The 20,687-nt window shown below is 72.9% G+C and carries 12 protein-coding genes and 1 tRNA gene; 6 read left to right on the forward strand and 7 right to left on the reverse strand.

Annotated elements, in window-relative coordinates; translation table 11 throughout:
• Nucleotides 1-100 precede the first annotated feature (100 nt).
• Nucleotides 101-775, reverse strand: coding sequence for a TetR/AcrR family transcriptional regulator (locus OG309_RS15445; RefSeq protein ID WP_329421363.1), 675 nt, complete (start codon nt 773-775; stop codon nt 101-103).
• 247 nt (nt 776-1,022) lie between these two features.
• Here OG309_RS15445 and OG309_RS15450 point away from each other — a divergent pair, with 247 nt between their 5' ends.
• Nucleotides 1,023-2,297 (forward strand): M6 family metalloprotease domain-containing protein, encoded by a 1,275-nt coding sequence (locus OG309_RS15450; protein ID WP_329421365.1) that lies wholly within the window; start codon nt 1,023-1,025, stop codon nt 2,295-2,297.
• A 54-nt stretch (nt 2,298-2,351) separates the two neighbouring features.
• On the opposite strand, the gene OG309_RS15455 is transcribed toward OG309_RS15450, so the two are convergent.
• The 4 genes from OG309_RS15455 to OG309_RS15470 all read right to left on the reverse strand — a co-directional run bounded on the left by OG309_RS15455 (nt 2,352) and on the right by OG309_RS15470 (nt 7,149).
• A complete protein-coding gene (locus OG309_RS15455; protein WP_329421366.1) occupies nt 2,352-4,043 on the reverse strand; it encodes a class I adenylate-forming enzyme family protein in 1,692 nt (563 codons plus the stop codon).
• Nucleotides 4,044-4,234: 191 nt separating this feature from the next.
• Entirely contained in the window at nt 4,235-4,867 is a 633-nt protein-coding gene (locus tag OG309_RS15460; RefSeq protein WP_329421367.1) for a ScbR family autoregulator-binding transcription factor, read from the reverse strand.
• A gap of 141 nt (nt 4,868-5,008) precedes the next feature.
• A complete protein-coding gene (locus OG309_RS15465) occupies nt 5,009-6,349 on the reverse strand; it encodes a cytochrome P450 family protein (RefSeq protein WP_329421369.1) in 1,341 nt (446 codons plus the stop codon).
• Nucleotides 6,350-6,462: 113 nt separating this feature from the next.
• On the reverse strand, nt 6,463-7,149 hold the full coding sequence (locus OG309_RS15470) for a ScbR family autoregulator-binding transcription factor (RefSeq protein WP_329421371.1): 687 nt from the start codon (nt 7,147-7,149) through the stop codon (nt 6,463-6,465).
• Between the two features lie 272 nt (nt 7,150-7,421).
• Here OG309_RS15470 and OG309_RS15475 point away from each other — a divergent pair, with 272 nt between their 5' ends.
• From OG309_RS15475 to OG309_RS15490, 4 genes are all read left to right on the forward strand, one after another.
• Nucleotides 7,422-9,281, forward strand: coding sequence for an acyl-CoA dehydrogenase family protein (locus tag OG309_RS15475; RefSeq protein WP_329421373.1), 1,860 nt, complete (start codon nt 7,422-7,424; stop codon nt 9,279-9,281).
• Nucleotides 9,282-9,342: 61 nt separating this feature from the next.
• Nucleotides 9,343-9,415 (forward strand) — tRNA-Arg (locus tag OG309_RS15480).
• Between the two features lie 134 nt (nt 9,416-9,549).
• Nucleotides 9,550-10,467, forward strand: a complete 918-nt coding sequence (locus tag OG309_RS15485) for a hypothetical protein (RefSeq protein WP_329421376.1) — start codon at nt 9,550-9,552, stop codon at nt 10,465-10,467.
• A complete protein-coding gene (locus tag OG309_RS15490) occupies nt 10,455-15,185 on the forward strand; it encodes a caspase family protein (protein WP_329421378.1) in 4,731 nt (1,576 codons plus the stop codon). Before OG309_RS15485 ends, OG309_RS15490 begins: the two co-directional genes overlap by 13 nt.
• 45 nt (nt 15,186-15,230) lie before the next feature.
• On the opposite strand, the gene OG309_RS15495 is transcribed toward OG309_RS15490, so the two are convergent.
• Together OG309_RS15495 and OG309_RS15500 are read right to left on the reverse strand one after the other, a co-directional pair.
• Nucleotides 15,231-17,000, reverse strand: coding sequence for an MFS transporter (locus tag OG309_RS15495; RefSeq protein ID WP_402545970.1), 1,770 nt, complete (start codon nt 16,998-17,000; stop codon nt 15,231-15,233).
• 203 nt (nt 17,001-17,203) lie between these two features.
• Nucleotides 17,204-19,621: a D-alanyl-D-alanine carboxypeptidase family protein gene (locus OG309_RS15500; protein WP_329421382.1), complete on the reverse strand. Its 2,418-nt coding sequence runs from the start codon at nt 19,619-19,621 to the stop codon at nt 17,204-17,206.
• Nucleotides 19,622-19,837: 216 nt separating this feature from the next.
• Here OG309_RS15500 and OG309_RS15505 point away from each other — a divergent pair, with 216 nt between their 5' ends.
• Nucleotides 19,838-20,539 carry a GOLPH3/VPS74 family protein gene (locus OG309_RS15505; RefSeq protein ID WP_329421384.1) on the forward strand — a complete coding sequence of 234 codons (702 nt, stop codon included), beginning with the start codon at nt 19,838-19,840 and terminating at the stop codon, nt 20,537-20,539.
• The last annotated feature ends 148 nt before the right edge of the window (nt 20,540-20,687 follow it).

Genomic DNA, 20,687 nt, shown 5'->3' on the forward strand with positions numbered 1-20,687 from the left:
CGTGGCACGACCGAGGGCGGGCTCGGGCGTCACGGACTCATGAGGTCACGAGGTCATGAGGTCACGAGGTCTGAGGTCATGAGGGCATGAGGTCACACGGTCACGAGGAACAGCCGGCTTCGCTCCTCAGGTCCTCGAGGGTGGCGGCGGAACCGGGCAGTTCGGAGCGCGCGGGCGCCTCCAGACCGTCCAGGAACACCTGGAGATGGCGGTGGACGAAGCGGTCCATGTTCAGGCAGCCCGTCCCGGGCAGCGGCCGGGTGAGCTGGGAGACGGCGACCATCAGGTCCCCGACGCCCACGTCGGCACGGAGCCGGCCGGCCGCCTGCGCCCGGTCGACGAGGCCCTGCACGGCCTCTTCCAGCCGCTCGCGCTCGGCGTGCAGGTCGGGGTGGTCCTTGTCGAAGTCGCCGTCGAGCATCGGGCACAGGGCGCCGATCCGCTCGTCGGCTGCGGCATGGGTGAACCGGCGCAGGGCGGCGAAGGTGTCGTCCTCCTGCTCGGCGGCCTCCAGGGCCCGCTCGGTGACGCGGGCCATGAGGGAGTTGACGACCTCGCGCACGAGGTCGCCCCGCTCGGGGAAGTTGCGGTAGAGCGTCGCGTTGCCGACGCCCGCGCGGCGCGCGATCTCGTCGAGCGGCACCTGGGCACCGAACTCGACGAACATCTCCCGCGCCGCCGTCACGATCCGCTCGCGGTTGCGCAGCGCGTCCGCCCGGGGGCGGGGCACGCGGCGGACGGGTGCCGCGTCGGCGGTGCTGCTGCTCCTGCTCACTGCGCTGCCTCCAGAACTTCCCGTATCCGGGGAGCAAGTCCCCACTTCGTCGAACACAGGCTTAAACGGGGACTTGGTCCCCGGTTATTTCCCGCTTCGACTGTGACCTGGGACACATCGAAAAGCCGGGTCCGCGGAGCCTTCCTCCGTACCCCGGTCGGGCCACCCGACGCGCGCGCCCCTGACCCCCGATCCAGGCTGATCCCACGGTGCCGACCTGATCGGCGCAGATCAGAGAGGCGACCGCATGCAGGAGCCCCGCCGACGCATACGCAGACCCATCGGCCTGGCCGCGGCCGGCGCGCTCGCGCTCGCCGCCCTGGCATCGGCCAGCACGACCCTGCCCGGCCCGGCCCCCGCCTCCGCGGGACCGATCGCCGCGGGCCCCGGGGAAGCGCCGCTCGGCCCGTGCCGGATCGCCACGACGATGGGCGTGCAGATGTCGGAGGGCCTGCCCACCTCCCCCGGGTACGCGCGGTCCACGGGACGGATCAGGGCCCTCAACCTGATGGTCGACTTCCCGGACGCCCCCGGCGAGGGCACCGCCATGAGCCGCTACCGCGAGTTCTTCCCGCAGACCGCCGACTGGTTCCGCACCAGCTCGTACGGGCGCCTGGTCTACCAGCCCGAGGCCCCGATACCCGACTGGCTACGGATGCCCCGGCCCTTCTCCTCGTACGGCGTCGAGCGCGGCTCACCGTACGAACCGGGCTACCGCGGACTGGTCGAGGACATCATCAAGGCCGCCGACCCGAAGGTGGACTTCAGCGCGTACGACCTGGTCAACGTGCTGGTCACGCCCAATGCCGGCCCCTCGGCCCTCGACACGGTGCTGTCCGTCACCTTCTCCGGGAACGACGACGCCCCCTACGCGGACGGCGTCCCGCTCGCCAACACGTCCTTCGTCTACAGCCGGCAGGACGACGGCTCGGGGACGTACGCCGAGACCGGCTACCGGGTCCTGCCGCACGAGAACGGGCACGTCTTCGGCCTGCCCGACCTCTACACCGTCGACGGGGGCGGCACCGTCGGGCACTGGGACATCATGTCCGAGGACTGGGGGGCCAACAACGACCTGCTCGGCTGGCACAAATGGAAGCTGGGCTGGCTCGACAACGACCAGGTCGGCTGCGCCTCGCGCACGGGCGACATCGAGTTCGAGCTGACCCCGCTGGCCACCACCGGCGGCCGCAAGCTGATCTTCGTCCCGCTCTCCGACAAGGCCGGGTACGCGGTCGAGGTCCGCACCCGCGAGGGCAACGACGAGGCCGTCTGCCAGCCGGGCGTCCTGATCTACCGCGTCGACACCGACGTGGACACCGGACGCGGACCGGTCACCGTCACCGACAGCGAGCACAGCAGCGGCGGCTGCACCCGGCGCCCCAACGTCCACGCGGAACTCTCGGACGCCCCGTACCTCCCGGGCGAGAGCTTCGCCGACCGGGCGAACGGCATCCGGATCAGCGTGGTGACGGAGGACGAGACGACGGGCGGGTACCGGGTGCGGGTGTCCCGGAACTGAGGGGCGCCGGGCGCCGGGCGCCGGGACGACGGGCGCCGGGACGACGGCCCGCGGCTACGCCTGCCCGCCCAGCCCTTCCCGGACCTCGTCCCGCAGCCGCCGCTTCAGCACCTTGCCCGTCTCGTTGCGGGGCAGCTCCGCCTCCCGTACGAGGACGTGCGCCGGCACCTTGAACGCCGCGAGGCGCCCGCCGACGTGGGCCCGCAGCCCCTCGGGGTCCGGCGTCGCGCCCGCGCGGAGCCGGACGACGGCGGCGACCTCCTCGCCGAGGGAGGGGTGCGGGACGCCGACGACGGCGGCCTCGACGACGTCCGGGTGGGCGTGGAGGACGCCCTCGACCTCGACGCAGTACACGTTCTCGCCGCCCCGGATCACCAGGTCCTTGATCCGGTCGACGACGGTGACCCGCCCGTCCCGGACGTGCGCCAGGTCGCCGGTGCGGAACCAGCCCTCGGGGGTGAAGGCGGCCCGGGTGGCCTCCTCGTCGCCCCAGTAGCCGCGGACCAGCGACTGGCCGCGCAGCCACAGCTCGCCGACGCCCTCGGCGTCCGGCCGGTCGACGCGCACCTCGGTGGCGGGGGCGGGCCGCCCGACGCTCTCGGGGTGGGCCCGGTACTCGGCACCGAAGTTGGCGAGCACGCCGCCGCAGGTCTCGGTGAGCCCGTAGCCGTTGCGGGGCTCGATGCGGTCGCCGTACCGGGCGGCGATCCGCGCGACGATCCCGGGCGGCGCCGCCGCTCCCCCGGTGTTGAGCATGGTGAGCGTCTCCAGCGGGTCCCCGGCGCGCCGGGCGGCGTCGAGGAGCTGGAGGGCGGTGGTCGGGACGCCCGCGTAGTGGGTGACGCGGTGGGCGCGGATCAGCTCCAGGGCCCGGTCCGCGTCCCACTTGCGCATCAGGACGAGCGTGCCGCCGGCCGCCATCACCGAGTAGAAGGAGGTGAACGCGGCGACGTGGAAGAAGGGGAAGGTGGTGAGCGAGACCGGTACGGCACCGGCCCCGGGCGTCTCGCCGCGGCGGAGCGCGGAGGCGGCCGCGTGGTACCGCGGGTTCATCGCCGCCCCGGCCTGGGCGAGGTGGGTGGCGACGGCTCCCTTGGGGCGGCCGGTGGTGCCGGAGGTGTAGATGACGGTGGCGTCCTGCTCGGGCAGCACGTCGACGACCGGGGGCCCGAGGAAGGGGTCGAGGTCGGGGACGTACGCCTCGAAGCCCGCGGGCAGGTCGCCCTCCGGCTCCGGCCGCGACCCGGGGTGGAAGACGACGCCGGGTACGGAGCGGGCTCGGGCCCAGGCGGCGACGCGCGGGACCCGCTCGCCGTCGACGAGCAGGACGCGGGGCGTGCAGTCGTCGAGGGCGTACGTGAACTCGTCCTCGGTCCACCAGGCGTTGAGCGGTACGGCGACGAGCCCGGCGAGCTGCGCGGCCCAGAAGGCGATCTGCCACTCGGGGTGGTTGCGCATCGCGACGACGGCGCGGTCGCCGGGGCGCAGGCCGTGGACGCCGAGGAGGCGGCGGGCGAGTCCGCAGGCGGCGTCGAAGAACTCCCGGTAGCCGATCGTCCGGTCCTCGGCGACGAGGAAGGGGCGGTCTCCGTAGGCCCAGGTGGCCTCCACGAACTCCCGCAGGGTCCGGGGGCCGCCGACGTACACGCCGTCCTCGACGGCGAAGGGGGCGCCGGGGGCGGTGAGCAGTTCCGTCCGCGGGTCCGCGCCCGTGCCGGTGTACGGGTCCCTGCGCGGCTCGACCACGACGTGTCCTCCTAAGCGCTTGCTCAGCCCACCGGCCGCCGACGCTATGCCCGGCTCTCGCGGGCGTCAAGCGCGGCCGGTCCGCCGCACCGGGCCGCCGCACCGGGCCGTCCCGTCGGCGGCCCGGGCCTCCCCTCCCGGCGCCGACCGGCCGGGTGCCACCCCGCCCGGCGCCGCCCGCGGGCCGGCTCCTACCCCGCCACCGGCTCCGCCGCCGGGTCCCCCGAGGCGACGAAGAGGCCCACGCGGGTGTCGCCGACCACGCGGGGCAGCAGGAAGGACCAGAAGCGGGTGAGCGGCGCCCGCTCCAGCCAGCACGGGTCCTGGTGCCCGAGCACCTCGTGCCCTGCGGCCACCGCCACCACCGCCGCGGCGACGTCGCGCGCCGCCACGTCCGGGGCGAGCTGGCCCTCGCGTTCGGCGCGCGTCACGGTCGACTCGACCCAGTCGCGCCAGAACCGCCGCAGGTCCTGGGCCGCGCGCGGGCGCCGTTCGGAGCCCGCGCTCAGGTCGAAGCCCGCGCGCAGCACGGAGTCCGCCCGCAGCCCCTGCACCAGTTCGTGGCTGGCGTCGATGACGACCTGGAGCGGCAGGGCCTCCCGGTCGCGGGTGATCCGGACGAGCCGCTCCCCCGCCGCGCCGACGACCGCGTCGGCGAGGGCCGCCTTGCTCTGGAAGTGGAAGTGCAGCGCCCCGCTGCTGACCCCGGCGCGGGCGCTGATGGTCGCCAGCGAGGCGACCTCGAAGCCGTCCCGGTCGAAGAGCGCGGCGGCCGACTCGATGAGCGCGTTGCGGGTACGAATCGCCCGCTCCTGCTTGGCCAAGGGGCCTCCGTCGCTACCGCCGCTCGGTCGAGGGCGTGCCAACACGTGTCATCTTCTCAGCACTTTAACAAACCGGCCCTGCGGTTTTCGATGCCGGGAAAAGAGACCGCGGCCGCCCCGTTCAGGACCGGCCAGGACCCGCTAGGCGCCCAGGCGCACGGGCAACGCCCCGTACCCGTTGAGCAGGAAGGTCGGCATCGGGGCCAACGCGGTCGCCGAGCAGCCCAGTTCCAGGCGGGGGAAGCGGTCGAAGAGCGCGGAGAGCGCGACGGACGCCTCCAGGACCGCGAGCGGGGCCCCGAGGCAGCGGTGCACACCATGTCCGAAACCGAGCGTGTCCCGGTCGGTGCGGAGCAGGTCGAAGCGGTCGGCGTCCGCCCCGTACCGGCTCGGATCCAGGCCTCCGGCGGCGAAGTTGACGAGGATCGGGTCGCCCTGGGCGATCTTCACCCCGTCGAGCTCGATGTCCTCGACGGCGAAGCGCATCGGCGAGTAGGCCGCGGGGCTGTGCGTGCGCAGGGTCTCGGCGACCACGTCCTCCCAGCCTGCGCGGCCGGCCCGGACGTGGCCGAGCTGCTCGGGGTGGGCGAGCAGGGCGGCGGCCGCGTTGACGATGAGCGCGGCGGTGGTGTCCTGGCCCGCGGCGATCAACAGGAAGAGGGAGCCGAGGAGTTCGTTCTCGGTGAGGGCGTCGGCGCCGTCGCGGGCGGCGATGAGGGAGGACGTGAGGTCGTCGCCGGGCGCCTGGCGCCGTTCGGCGACGAGCCCGGCGAGCTGCCGGAAGGCGGTGCCGCGGGCCGCCTCCATGGTGGCGGCGGAGACGCTGGAGCTGAACACCGTGCGGAGGGCCGCGCAGAGTTCGTCGCGGGCGGCGCCCTCGGCGACGCCGAAGAGCTCGCAGATGACCTGGAGCGGGAGCGACTCGGCGTAGGCGGTGCGGAGTTCGGCGGTGCCGCCGGCGTCGAGCGCGGCGGCGAGCGGGTCGAGGAGCGAGGCCGCTATCTCCTCGATGCGCGGCTTGAGGGCGGCGGTGCGGCGGGCGGTGAACGCGGCGGCGACCAGACGGCGCAGGCGGGCGTGCTCGGCCCCGTACGAGAAGAGCATGTTCTCGTTGGCGACCCAGGGGTAGAGCGGCCACTCGGGGGTGATCCGGCCCTCGGCGAAGGCGGGCCAGTGGCGGCGGGCGTCCTTGGAGACCCGGGGGTCGAGCAGCAGCCGCTCGACCTGCTCCTGGCCGACGACGGCCCAGGCTCGTACGCCGCCGGGCAGTTCGACCTGGACGGCGGGCCCCTGCGCGCGGAGCGCGGCGGCCTCACCCGCGAGGTCGCGCCCGGTGACGTCGAGGGCGTGCGGGGTCCGGGAGGAGTAGGGGCAGGAGGCGGTCCCGGCCCCGCTGCCCGCGCCCGGGTCCGTACCGGCACCCGTGCCTCTGTCCGCACCCGTGTCCGTGTCCATGTCGATGTGCATGTGTGTGCGCTCCATTCGGTTCGTCCTTGTGTTCCGCGCCCCCACCGCACACGCAACCGAGGAGAACACCCGCTTCCCCTCCCCTCGACCCTCCGGGCCCGGGCGGGCTCGCCGCCCCGGCCGTTCCGTCAGCTGCCGGCGACCGTGACGGCCGCGCCGGCGTCGCGCAGCCGTACGGCCTCCTGGTACGACTGCTCGGCGCGGGAGGGTGTGAAGTCGAGGCGGACGAGCACGCCGGGGACGGCGATGGCGCTCAGCAGCGTCCGCATGAGGTCCGCCTCCCGCTCCACGATGTCCCCGTGCCCGGTCATGATCTTGGACAGCACCTGGACTCCGGTGAAACTGCCGGTGAACAGGGCGGCCGCGGAGGAGATGTCCACGTGCGGGAGCAGCTCGCCGGCCTCCTTGGCACGGCTGAGCAGGTCCATGTTGTGGTCGATCCACCCCTGCATGGGGACCCGGCGGTCGAGGCCGTCGTGGGGCGAGCCCTGGTCGACGGTGAGGCGCACGCTGCCGCGCACCATGGGGTCGCCGACGTGCAGCAGATGGGCGAGGACCAGCGCCTCGTCCGTGAGCTGCTGCAGCAGGAGTTCGCGCTCGGGCACGGGAGGGAGCGCGGCGACCTGCCCGGCCAGCACCTCCTGGGCGAGCTCTTCCTTGGAGGCGAAGTGGAAGTACAGGGCGCCCTTGGTCACGCCGCACTTCTTCAGGACCTCGGAGATCGTCGCCGCCTCGTAGCCGACCTCGTCGAACAGTTCGGCCGCCGCGAGCACGATCTTCTGGCGCGTGCGGATGGCCCGTTCTTGTTGTGCCACTACATCCTCCGTACCCCGCGGCCCGGGGAGGCCGAGAGGCTGGTATTCCAACGGCTCACATGGAGTGATGAGTCGGCGACCGGTCCGCACGAACTCCCGTCGGCAGTAGGGTGAGGCCGGGCGAGACCGGATTCTTCACACGTCCACATTTCGAGAATAAAACCATCCAACCGGTTTGACAAGGATATTGAAACAAAACCGGTGGATCCGTATCTTTATCGGGCAGGCCACCACCATCCTTACCGGGTCCACTCTCTTCGGGGGACGAGTCGATGCTCCAGCACGCGGAGACGCCGCTCAGAGAAGGCGCCGCAGCCCCTGAACCCGCGGACGCCGCGCACAGCCTCGACGAGAGTGCCACAGCGACCGCCGAACTGACCCGTCTCCTCTTCGACACGGACGACCGCGAGCGGATCCACGCCGAGTGGCGCCGACTGGTCTCGGGCGATGCCTTCACCCACCGCACCGGCCTGACCCCGGCCGAGCGCACGGCCCTCTCCTACGAGCGGCTGCGCCTGGTGAACGACACCGTGGCCGGAACCGGCGCCGAGGTGCTCAGCTACGACGCGCACCGGCTCGCCGCCCTCCACGAGTGGACCGGCTTCGTCGACGGCGGCCTGTGCACGCTGGCCAGCGTCCACTACAACCTGTTCCTCGGCAGCCTGCTCGACCACGACGGCTACCGGCGCGACCTCACCGCGTACACCACGATGGAGCGCACCGGCACGTTCCTGTGCACCGAGCTCGCCCACGGCAACGACGTCGCCGCACTGGAGACGGTGGCCGTCCTGGACCGGGAGACGGGCGGCTTCGAGCTGCACACGCCGAACCCCGGGGCGCAGAAGTTCATGCCGAACACGAGCCTCACCGGCGGCCCGAAGAGCGCCCTGGTCGCCGCCCGGCTGCTGGTGGACGGCGAGGACCAGGGCGTCTTCCTCTTCCTGGCCCCGCTCAGCGACGAGCACGGACACCTCCCGGGCATACGGGTGCGCCGGCTGCCCGACCGCACCGGCACCCCCGTCGACCACTGCCTGACCTCCTTCGACCACGTCCGGCTCCCGCGCGAGGCGCTCCTGGAGGCGGCCCACGGGCGCTTCGACAAGGACGGCCGGTTCGGCAGCAACCTCGGCAACCGGCGCAAGCGGTTCCTGCGCTCGGTCGGCCGGGTCACCATCGGCAAGCTGTGCATGAGCGCCGGCACGCTGGGCATGGCCCGCGCCTCGCTCGCCATCGCCGTCCGCTACGCCCAGCACCGCCAGGTGGCCGCGCCCCGGGCCGGCGAGCGCATCCCCCTCACCGCCCACCGCAGCCACCACGGCCGCCTGCTGCACGCGCTGGCCACCGCGTACGCGATGACCTTCCTGCACCGCGCCGTCCTCGACGGCTGGGCCGCCCACGACCCCACCGACCGCGAGGAGCGCGAGGCGGCGGAACGCATCGTCGCCGTCGCCAAGGGCTGGATCACCTGGCAGGCCCGGGACATCACGATCGAGAGCCGCGAGCGCTGCGGCGCCCAGGGCCTCTTCCCCGAGAACGGCCTGGCGGACCTGCCGCTGAACGTCGAGGGCGGCATCACCGCCGAGGGCGACAACCTGGTCATCTGGCAGAAGGCCGCCTCCGAGCTGGTCTTCGCCCACGAAGCGGGCCCCGCGACCGCCCCGGAAGGCTCCCTCACCGACCTCCCCTTCCTCCGCGACCTGCACGCCTGCGTCGAACGCATCTGGCAGACCCGCGCCCGCAGCGCCCTGCGCAACGGCCCCTCCGGCGACCCGGTCGGCCGCTGGAACGAGACCTCGGGCGCCGCCCTGGAGATGGTCGGCGCGCACGCCCGCGTGGCCGCCGCCGACGCGTTCCTCGCCGCCGCGGACCGCGCGACCGGCGCCCGCCCCCTCCTGGAGGACCTGGCCCGCCTCTTCCTCCTCCACGAACTGCGCCCCCACACCGGCGACCTCCTCGCCGCGGGCCACCTGACCCCCGCCCAGGTCGACTCCCTCCACACCACGACCAACCACACCCTGGCGACCCTGGCCCCCCACCTCGGCCCCCTCGCCGCCGCCTTCGACCTCCCGGCCGAGTACCTGACGGCCACCCCGATCGCCAACGCGGACTACCTGAACCGCTTCACGTACTGACCGGGGTTCGGGCCCGTGGCACGACGGGGCCACCCGCTACACTGTCGAGCGTTGGAACCCCGCCTTCGTAGCTCAGGGGATAGAGCACCGCTCTCCTAAAGCGGGTGTCGCAGGTTCGAATCCTGCCGGGGGCACAGAAGAAACAGCAGGTCAAGCGGCCTCTCGCCCTATCGGGCGGGAGGCCGCTCGGCGTGTGGGACATTCCCCTTCATCCGCCGTTCGGCGCGTCCGCGCGGATAGGCTGGGCAGGCATCCAGGGGAGGGGCGCGTGGCAAGAGTCGTCTTCGTACACGGTGTCGGCAAGCAGTACCTCAGCGAGGATTCGCTGGCCCGGGACATCGTCCCGGAGCTGCGGGGCGGCACACGACTGGCAGGCGGCCCGGTGCCCTCGGAGAGCGAGGTGGACGTCGCCTTCTACGGGGACCTGTTCCGCCCGCACGGCGCCCGGGCGGGCGGACTCCCCCGCTACGACGCCTCCGACGTGGAGACCGAGGAGGAGTTCGCCCTCCTCATGGCCTGGTGGGCCGAGGCGGCCCGGACCGACCCCGCCGTGCCCGGGCCCCACGAGACCGGCGGGCGCGGTCCGGTCGGGTGGGGCGCCTCGCAGGCGATGCGGCTGCGCGCGGTGCGGGCGGCACTGGACGCCCTCACGGGCGCACGGTTCCTGCACGGCGTCCTCGACCAGGTGCTCGTCGGCGATCTGAAGCAGGTGGCCGGCTACTTCGCCGACGAGACCGTCCGCGGCGCGGCACGGGAGCGGGTCGCCGCCCGGATCACGCCGGAGACCCGGGTGGTCGTCGCCCACTCCCTCGGCTCCGTGATCGCCTACGAGACCCTCTGTGACGAGAGGCTCGCCGCCGACTGGGACGTCCACGCCCTGGTCACCCTCGGCTCGCCGCTGGGCATGGGCGCACTGGTCCTGGACCGCCTGCGGCCCGAGCCCGTCGGCCGGCTGGCCCGGTGGCCGCGGCCACTGCGCTCCTGGACCAACATCGCGGACGCGACCGACATCGTCGCCGTCGTACGCGAACTCCGTCCGGCCTTCGGCCCTCGCGTGACCGACCTCAGCGTGCACAACGGCACGCACATGCACGACGCCACCCGCTATCTCACGGCCGTGGAGACCGGCCAGGCCATCGTCAAGGCGCTGGCGCCGGAGAGCGGGACCGGCGGATGCGCTATCTGATCGCCGCGGGAACGCGGCACTACGGCAGACACCCCGGCCTCGCCGAGCTGCCCCTGGCGCACGACGACGTCGACCGCGTCGTCCGGTTCTTCACCTCGCCTCGGATGGGGTACACGCGGGTCCTCGAGGAGCACTCCCTGGACCCCGAGGCCGATGCCTTCGAGGACGCGCTCTCCGAGTGGTGCATCGGCTCCGACCTCACCCCGGACGACGTGGTCGTCGTCTACTACGCGGGCCACGGCGACGAGCCGACACCGGGCGGACGGTACCGGCTCGCCTGCGCCGACAGCCGGGAGGGTCACGCCCGTTCCTGGCTTTCCCTGGAGAACCTCACGGAGGCACTGGCGGCGTCTCCGGTACGCCATGTGCTGTTCGTCATCGACGCCTGTCACGCGTCGGCCGGTGCCGCCGAGATCACGGCCGTGGCCCGTGGCATCGTGGCGGCGCGGCCACGCTCGGACTCCTACGGCTCCGGCACGTGGGTACTCGCCTCCGCCCGTCACCGCGACACGGCCAAGGACGGCGCGTTCGTCACCCGCCTGGTCGAGGCCTGCGAACGCGGCGACGGGCCGTCCCAGCGCTATCTCTCCCCCGCAACGGTGACCGGCCGGATCAACCGCGCGTTCGAGGAGCTCGGGGAGCGTCAGCGCACGGCATGCTCCTCTTCCGACCAGACCGAGCAGCCGCCGTTCTTCCGCAACCCCGCTCACGACCCGAGCGCGGAGGTGGCCCCCGGCGGAACGCCGTCCGACGAGGTCTCGGACCTGACCTCGCACTTCGAGCCCCGGGGACGTGGCGTCGAGCACGTGCACGACTCCGGCTCGTACTTCACCGGACGGGGCCACGCCCTCACAGTGCTCCGTGACCAGCTGAACGGCGAAGGCAGCCGCGGCGCTCTGGCCGTCACGGCCGCGCCCGGCTCCGGCAAGTCGGCGGTGCTGGGACGACTGGTGCTCGAAGAGCACTCGGACGTGTCGATCAACGCCCACCACCAGGTGCTGGACGACATCGTCGGGAGACTTGCCGCTGCCGCGGACCTCACCGCCGCACTCCCGGCCACGCTGCTCAAGGCGCTGGCCGACCGGAAGCGCCCGCTCCGCGTCGTCGTCGACTCCCTCGACGAAGCCGGCCCGGCCGACGACAAGGCCGAGGCCCAGCGCATCGCATGGGACCTGCTGCGTCCGCTCGCGGCGATCCCGTGCGTGCGCCTCGTGGTCGGCACCCGCCGGGAACTCCTCCCGTACCTCGGCGACCGGGTCCGGGCCGTCGACCTGGACAGCCCCCAGTACGCGGACGACACCGACACCGCGGAGTACGTCGAGCGCATCCTGACGGACGCCGGTTCCCCGTACGAGGAGGCACCCGACAGCGCTCGCGCCATCGCCGAGGAGGTCGCCCGCCGCGCCGGCCACTGCTTCCTCGTGGCCCGCATGGTGGCGAGCGCGCTGCTCCGCGGCGAGCCCGTCGACACGAGCATCCCGGGCTGGGCCCTGTCCCTGCCCTCGGACGTGGGCGGCGCCTTCGAGGAGTACCTGCGACGGCTCCCGATCGAGCGGCGGGAGAACGCCACCTCGCTCCTCACGGCCCTGGCGTTCGGCGAGGGCCACGGACTGCCGCGCAAGATCTGGCTCTCGGCCGCGCGGCGCCTCTCCGAGCTCCCCTTGCGCGAGGCGGACATCGACGCGCTGATCGAGGAGAACGGCTCGTACCTGTCGAGCGTGGAAGTGGCAGGGATCAAGCACTTCCGCCTCTATCACCAGGAACTGACGGACCACCTGCGACAGCGCATGCTGCGTCGCCGGGACCTCCGGGACGTCGCCGAGCACTTCGTCGCCACCCTGCTCGACCTGACTCCCGATCGTGACTGGTACCGCGCCCACCCCTACGTCCGCGCCCACCTGGCCACGCACGCGGCGGCGGCAGGCACGATCGAGCACTTCGTGACGGACCCCGCGTTCGTCCTCGCCGCGGAACCGACGGGACTGCTGCCCGCGGTCCGGCACGTACGGGACGACCCGGCCCTGGCGCTTGCGGTGGAGCGCTACGTGGGCACCCTCGGCGGCTCCGCCCTCCACGGCACGGACCGAGCCGCACGGCTCGCCTTCGCCGCGGAATCGCACGGAGCGGCCGAGCTCGCCCGGCGCGCGGAGAAGCTGTCGGATTCGGTGCAGCGTCTGCGGGTCGAGTCCCGCCCCGTGAGTCCGCACCGCATCGTCGGACGGCACGAGGACGTGTCGTACTCCACGACGTCGTTCAGCAGTAGCTGGTTGGTCGAGGACACGACGCTGCCGGACGGGGGCCGGGTCGTCCTGGCCGTCCGACAGGACGGACTCACGCACGAGTCGGTCGCGGGCGCCACGCACGTGCACCTGTGGGCCCTCGACGCGCCGTCGACGTCGACGGTGCTGCCGCATCCGGCCGCCGTGGTCGGCCTCGCTCTCCTGCCGGCCCGTCAGGGGCCGCCGCTGGCGGTCACTCTCGACGCCGCGGGGGACCTCCGCGTCTGGGATCTCGTGGAGCGCACCCTCGTCCGGCACGTCCCGGGCACGGGGTACGAGGCGATCCTCGACACCGGCGAGCTGAGTTCGGGCACCCCGGTCGTGGTGTGCAGTGGCAAGGAGCGGGTGGTCGTCCACGACCTCACGACGGGGCCGGTTCTCGACGTGGAGTGCCCTAGGTCGCCCGAGGCCCTCGGCAACCCGGGAGCGACCGCCAGGCTGGTCCCGACCGGGGACGTCGAGCCGGCGCTGATCGTCTGCGACGGTGTCCGGGGAACCGTCACCCGGTGGACGATCGGGCACCCGGGCACGTACGCGACGCTGCTGGAGGAGCTGGACAGCCCCCGGCTGCTCGACGGGACGCTCCGGTCAGGAGACACCGCGACCGTCGCGATCGGGGAGGGAACGTACCAGAGCGGGGGACCACACCGGCTCTTCCTGCTCGACTGCGCCTCCGGCAGAGCCTCGTCCACGGATCAGGACAAGTACAGCCACTGGCTCCAGGGCGGCTTCGTGTCCCTGGACGACGCGAAGCACGTGCTCGTCGCTCACCAGCGCTGGGGCGACGTCCAGATCATCTCGACGGCGACGGGGCAGGTCGCCACCACCGCGACGCCCACGGTCTCCGCCGAGTTCTTCGTCCCGGCCCCCAGGGCGCTGCGCGGACGGATCCACAGCGTGGTCGGCGGCCACATCGAAGGGGTCCAGGTACTGGACTGCTCCACAGGCCTGCCCGTCAGTGCCCCGATGTACGGCCACGAGGGTGCGGTGAGCGCCGTGCACCTGCTCGGCTCCGGCACGCCGGAGACTCTGGACATCCTCACCCTCGGCAACGACGGCACGGCACGGCTCTGGCAGTGGCGGTACGACGACGGCGCCCGGCATCAGGACCAGACGGCGAACGAAAGCAGGGACACCACCCTCTTCGACCTGGCCCACACCCAGGCGGTCCACGGATGGAGCGCGTTCCCCGACATCGCCGTGGCCAGCTCTTGGGGCAGCCTCCGGCTGGTGGACGCCACCGTCCTGGACGGCGCCGAGACCGAGGGCGGAGAACTGGCCGGACGCACGTTGCTCGAGATCCACAACGCGATGGAGAGCTGGAAGGAGGACCCGGACGGCTCTGCGCACCTGCTCGTCAAATCCGAGAAGATCGTCGACACCGGCACCGAGTCGCTGACGCAAGCCGGCTTTTCCTGGCACCACATCACCGCTCCCGAATCCGTGGTGTGCGCCGAGCCGGACCGTCTCACGTCGGTCCCGTGGGGCGTGGAGTGCCACCTGGTGCCGGCCTCCGCCCGCCACGCCTCGGCCCGTATGGTCGGCTACTGCCCGGTGGAGGGCAAGCTGTACGCGGTCGCGTCCCACGGTGCCGGTACCGAGACGAGGCAGAGCTGGTGGAAGGTCGACACCTCCCAGGAAATGGTTCACTCCACGGCCTTCACCGCACGATCAGGGCACGCGGTCCTCCTGGTCGGAGTACGTCCAGCCGCTGTCCGTGGGGACTTCACCATCTCCCACCACTTCGTCGCATCTCACCTGCCGGGCGCCGACGACGTCACCCGGGGATTCCTCTGGGACGCCACCGCCGACAAGCCCCTGCGAGACGAGCCCCTCGAGCTGCCGGCTCGGCTGACGGCCCTGGTACCGCATCACGCCGCCGAGGGGACCCGCTACGTCGCACTGGCCTGCCGCGACGGAAAGGCGGCCGTCCTCGACCTGGAGACGGACCGGGCCCTGCCCATCCACCCCGCCGCGCGGGACCACGGCAGGAGAGGTCTGGCCACTCGCAGGGAGCTCACCAAGGGCAGCGGCTTCTTTCTTCGCTGGGCCGACATGCCCGGCGGGGCAGCCGTGCTCCTGTACATGGACGCGACCGAGTCCGGCGAATCCGTCACGCTCCCCGTAACCCTCTGGAACTCCGCCACGCCCGAGGCCCCCACACGCACCCTCGCCGTCCGAGCGCGGCGCCTCCTGTGGACGGGGGCCGCACCCAGCGGGGAGACCCTGCTCGCCGTCAGCGACGAGCACGGGGTCGCCCTGTGTCACCTTCCCAGCGGGGAGCGGATCTGGGCGGCACCGCTGCCCGCGCTGGTGACGTCGGGGACCGTACTGCCCGGGAGCCCGACACTGGACCTCGCCGTGGGGACACAGCAAGGAGTCGTCCTGCTGCGTCCACGCCTCTCGGCGGCCTGGAAGAGACGCCTCGGAGTCGCCTGACCCCACGGCCCGCGCCCAGCGCTGCGGCCCGCCGCGGTCACTCGCTCAGCGCAGCTCCTCCGGGCAGGTGGTGCCGCGCGGGAAGAGCTTGTACGGCGCGCCCAGGCGGTAGGTGCCCGCCTTGGGGGCGAGGAGTTCGGTCCATTCGTCGCCCTCCGCGTCGGGGGTGGCCTTCAGGAGGCAGCCCTCCTTGTTGGCGAAGGTCTTCGGGAGGTCCGTCTCGGAGGCCTCGCGGGCCTCCTTCGAGGCTTCCGTCTCCTGGGGCGGTTCGATCTTGGCGCCGTCGGCGTCGAGGAGGGCGAGCCAGGGGGAGTACGGGACGCGGATGAGGACGCGGCCGGGGGCGTCGAGGCGGATGACGACCTCGTTGGCCTCGGCGCGCTGGACCTGGGCCGGCGGGTCCGCCAGGGGGGTCGGGTCGGTGACCTCGTACAGGCGCCAGTTCGCGTCCGACCAGATCTGGTGGAGGTAGGGCAGGCCGTCGTCGACCAGCTCCGCCTCGCGTTCGGCGCCCGAGTCGGGGGCGCCGGTCGGCAGCACCACGTAGTGGACCGCCCAGCGGCCGAGCCAGTCCTGGTAGTTCGCCGCGTTCAGGGTGTCGTCGTAGAAGAGCGGGTTGCGCTCCATGTCCGCCTGGCGGTTCCAGCCGCGGGCCAGGTTGATGTACGGGGCCAGGGCGGACGACTCGCGGTGGCTGGAGGCCGGGACGACCTCCACGCGGGCCTTCTCCGCGCCCCGCACCTGGAGCTGGTTGATCAGTGGCGCCACCTCGCGCGCCCAGGACGCGTCCGGGGCGGTGCGGATCACGTCGTCGACGCCCTTGAAGCCGATCCAGAAGTTCAGGCCCGCGAAGGCCAGCACGATCGCGTACCAGCGGCGGGAGCGCGGCACCGTGTAGGGGAGCGCCGCCAGCAGGACCACGCCGGCGAAGAGCATCACCAGGCGCGAGACGTTCGAGCCGATCTGCGAGTCGATCAGCCAGGTGAGGAGCGTGCCCGCCGAGTACACCGCGGCGGCCGTGCGGACCGTGCGCCAGTCGCGGGGGACGAGCACGAGGCACAGGATGCCGAAGAGGAGCGGGAGGGAGGTCGACATGAACGACATCGGCTGTGTCCCCGAGAAGGGGAACAGCCAGGCCGACAGGGCCACCACCGCCACCGGGGCAAGGCCCAGGGCGTACGCGCCGGGGCGCCGCTTGTTGAGGAAGAGCGCGGCCGCCGCCACGCCCAGGAACAGGCCCGCCACCGGACTGCACGCCGTCGCCAGGCCGGCCAGCGGTGCCGCCACCGCGGCCTTCGCCCAGCGGCGGTAGCGCCAGCGGTGCGGCCAGCAGAAGACCGCCGCGACCGCGCCGAGCGCGAACATCATGCCGAGGCCGAAGGTCACCCGCCCCGACAGCGCGTTGCACAGGAACGCGAAGACCCCGGCCAGCGCGCACGCCATCGGGTTGCGGACCGCCCGCACCCGCACCAGGATCAGCGCCGTCAGTGCCGCCGACAGCGTCCCCGCGATCATCATCGTGGTCCGCACGCCGAGCACCGACATCACGTACGGCGACACCACGCTGTACGAGACCGGGTGCATCCCCCCGTACCAGGCGAGGTTGTACGCCGAGTCCGGGTGCCGTCCGACGAACTCCGCCCACGCGTCCTGCGCGGCCAGGTCGCCGCCGCTGTTCGCGAAGAAGAAGAACCAGAGGATGTGGGTGACGGCCGCGGCTGCTGTCGCGGCGAGGACCGTGTAGCGGCGCTTGCGCCGGGGCGCGGCCGGCGGCGCGGGAGGTTCCGGGGCCGGTCGCTGACCCGGGAGCTCTATTCGCGAAGGCGAAGACACGTGGGTTTGGCCTCCGGTTTCCCGGGTCCCCTCTGCGGTGGTCAACTGCGGCCCTCTCCCCTGCCCTGCCCGGCTCTGCTGGTGCCTTTCCGTACCGGTGTTCCGCTTCCCGTCCCCGGGCACGACGCTAACAGCTGGGTGCCCGGGGAGCTCCCCGGGCACCCTCTGGGATCGGTCCGCCCGGCTCAGCCGACGCGGGTCAGCTTCTTGCCGAGGCCCGGCTCGACCAGGTCGCCCTGCAGCGCCACCGGCGCGCTGACCTTGCCGTTGCCCGTGCCGATCGACACCTGGCCGACCACGTCTCCGGCCTTCCCGGAGTGCGGCAGGGCCTTACCGCCGTTCGTGAGCTCCAGGTCCACCTTGAGGCCCGGCCAGCCGACCGCCCGGAGCTCCTTGGTCGCCACGACCGGCGTCCGGCCGCCGAGGCCGTCGTCCACGTACCCGACGACCTGCCCCTTCTTCACCACGGCCGCGGACGTGACGTCCTTCTGGGCCTGCTGGATCACCTTGAGGCTGTTCGCGATGGCCAGGTCCAGCTTCTGCCAGAGCTGGTCGGCGTCCTTGGCTCCCATCACGATGCCGAGGACGCGCTGCTTCTTGCCGTCGACGACCGTGTACGCCGCCCACAGCAGGTTGCCGCCGGCCGGGGTGGACGAGCCGGTCTTGATGCCGCTGACGCCCGGCTCCAGCAGGATCTTGTTGTTGTTCTCGATCCGGCCGGGGATGCCGTCGACGGTCACGTTCGGCATGTCCACGATCTCGCGGAACACGTCGTACTGCATGACCGCCTTCGCCAGCTTCAGCTGGTCCAGCGGGGTCGACACGGTGCTCGACTGCAGACCGGACGGGTCCGTGTACGTCGACTCCGTCATCCCGAGCTCCTTGGCCGCGGCGTTCATCTTCTCGACGAACGCGGCCTCCGAACCGGCGTCCCAGCGGGCCAGCAGCCGCGCCACGTTGTTGCCGGACGGGATCATCAGGAGTTCGAGCAGCTCCTTCTCCGTGTAGGTCTGCCCCTCCTTGATCGGGGCCGTCGACTCGTCCTTCGCCTTCGCCTGCTCACCGGCGATCGCGTCGACCTCGATCTTCGGGCCCTTCTCCTTCCCCTTGACGGGGTGGTCGCGGAGGATCACGTACGCCGTCATCGTCTTCGCGACGCTCGCGATCGGCGCCGGCTTCTGCGGGCCGTACGTGCCCAGCGAGCCCACGCCCTCGACCTCGGCGGCGCCCTGTCCCTCGGACGGCCACGGCAGCTGCAGCGCGCCGCCGTCGAAGGTGTACGTGGGCGCCGCCGACAGCGTCAGCGCCGGGTCCGGCAGCGGCCGCACGATCTGTACGACCGCAAACACGACGAGCAGCAGCAGGACCAGCGGGGTCCAGATCTTCACCCGCCGCACGCCGGTCCGCAGCGGCGTCTCCGGCGGCGGCGGGGTGTTCGTGAGCTCCGCCAGGATCTCCAGCGGCGGGCGCGGCGGCAGCGGCTGCTGCCTGGTCCGCTCCGCCTCGGCGAGCGCCGGGGGCACGGGGGCGGGGGCCGGAACCTCCGCCTCGGCGGCGGGCGCCGCGGCGGCCGGGGGCTTGGGCTGCTCCTGGGTGATGTCGCCCTTGAGCGGGCGGAACATCGACTCGGGCAGCTTCAGGGCCGTGGTGGGCTGGTCGACGACGGGCGCCTTGGGCTCCGCCGGCAGCTTGGGCGCCTTGAAGACGGCGGTCGGCTGGTCCACGGGGGCCGGGGTGGGCGCGGCGGCCGGCTTCGCCTCGGCCTCGGGCTCGGGCGCCGCCGTGGGCTCGGGCGCGGGCGCGGCCTCGGGCGCCGTCGCCTTCCGCGCGAACCAGGACTCGCCACCGGCGGCGGCAGCCGCCTTCGGCTCCTCGGAGGCGCCGTCACCCTTGGCCCAGGAGGTGGTGCGGGCGGGGGAGGCCACGGCGGCCTCGGACGCCTTGTCCACCTCAGACGCCTTGTCCGCCGCAGACGCCTTGTCCGCCTCGGGCTCGGCCTCGGGCTCGACCTCGGGCTCCGGAGCGGCCTCGGACCGCTGCTCAGCATCGTCGGCGGCGTCGGCAGCGTCGGCGGTCTCGGGCTCGGGCTCGGCAGCCTCGGCGGCCGCCGTCCGCTCCTCGGCCTCGGCCTCGGCCTCGGCGCCAGCCTCGGCGTCCGGGCCGTCGGCGTCGGCGTCGGCGGCCTCTACGGCCTCCGGCTCGTCCGTGTCGCCAACCGCCTCGCTCACCACGGCGTCAGACGCCCCGGCAGCCGTCCCGGCGCCCTCCGGCGCCTCCGGCGCCTCCGCGCCTTCCTCGTCGTCCTCCGTGGCGACCCACGCCGCCACGGCGGCCCTCAACCGGTCACCCTCCGGGGCTGCGTCCTCGGCACCCGCGTCCGTGCCCTCGACGGCGTCCTCGGCGCTCTCCCGGGCGTCCTCACCGGAAGCGCCCCCCTCAGGCGCGCCCTGCGCGTCCTCAGGTGCCGTCCGCGGAGCCAGTGCCTTGAAGACGGCCGTCGGCTCGTCCACGCGGTCCTGGAGCACGGACAGACGCGGGTCCTTGCCGTCGCCGCCGGCCACGCTCTCCCGCTGCTCCGCCTTGTCCGGGGACTCGCCCGCCACCGTGCCTCCTCCATGCGCCAAACGAAACGTCATACGAAAAGCGTCCGGAACTCGTCCGGACGTCCGAACCATCTACCAGTGTCCTGTGTGGACCCCTTGGCCCCGTGCTAGACGAGAACGACATACCTGCCGGTTCCCACACGAACCGACCAGGCACTCTCGACAGATGAATGTGAGAGGGGTCACCCTGTCATTCATCCACGCGGGGAGGCATGGATGGGCAGGAGCCGCAGAACAATTCCGGAGGAGCTTCTGCTGCTCGCTCTGGACCCGGCCACGGGTACCACAGCGCAGCCGCAGTCGCTCGACCTCGGCCTCGCCGGAGCACAGCTAGTGGAGCTGGCTCTGGCAGGACGGATAGCCCCTGACGGGGATCGTATCGCCGTGGTGATGCCACGGCCGACCGGAGATCCGACTCTGGACTCCGCACTGGAACTGCTGCGCCGACGCGGCAGCCCGGTTCGGGCCGTCCACTGGATCGGCGGGCCCCGACTGGGGCTGCGTCAGATCTATCTCGCGCACCTGGAGCGCTGCGGCATGGTGCATGCCGTGGAGGGCCAGATGTGCGGGGTGCTGCCGACGACTCGCTACCAGGCGACGGACACGGCGATCAGCCGGGACATCCGATCCCGGCTGGACAGTGCGATCCGCACCGGCGTACCGCCGGACCCGCGGACCGCGGCGCTCGCCGCGCTGGCCCACGCGGTCGGTCTCGGCAAGCACCTGTACCCGGGGAACGAAGGACGGTCGTCGCGGTCCCGGCTGCGCGACCTGATCCGGCACGATCCCATGGGCGGCCTCGTGGCGCACGCCGTGATGGACGTCCAGAACGGCGTGGCCGCACAGCCGCGCCGCAACGCGGCGGCGAGCGGGGTTCCGCAGCAGCCGCGCCGGGGCAGCATGGCCCGTGCCGTGTGACCCCGGGCGTGCGGTCGGCGCGCGAACAGCGCGTGACCGCACCCCCTGATCCACACCGGGAGCCGCGAACGGGTGCGGGGCGGGCGTCGTGACGCCCGCCCCGCACCCGCACGCCACCCGCGCCCGTCTGGTGATTTCCCAGCGCACA

Source organism: Streptomyces sp. NBC_01268 (assembly GCF_036240795.1).
GTDB lineage: Bacteria > Actinomycetota > Actinomycetes > Streptomycetales > Streptomycetaceae > Streptomyces.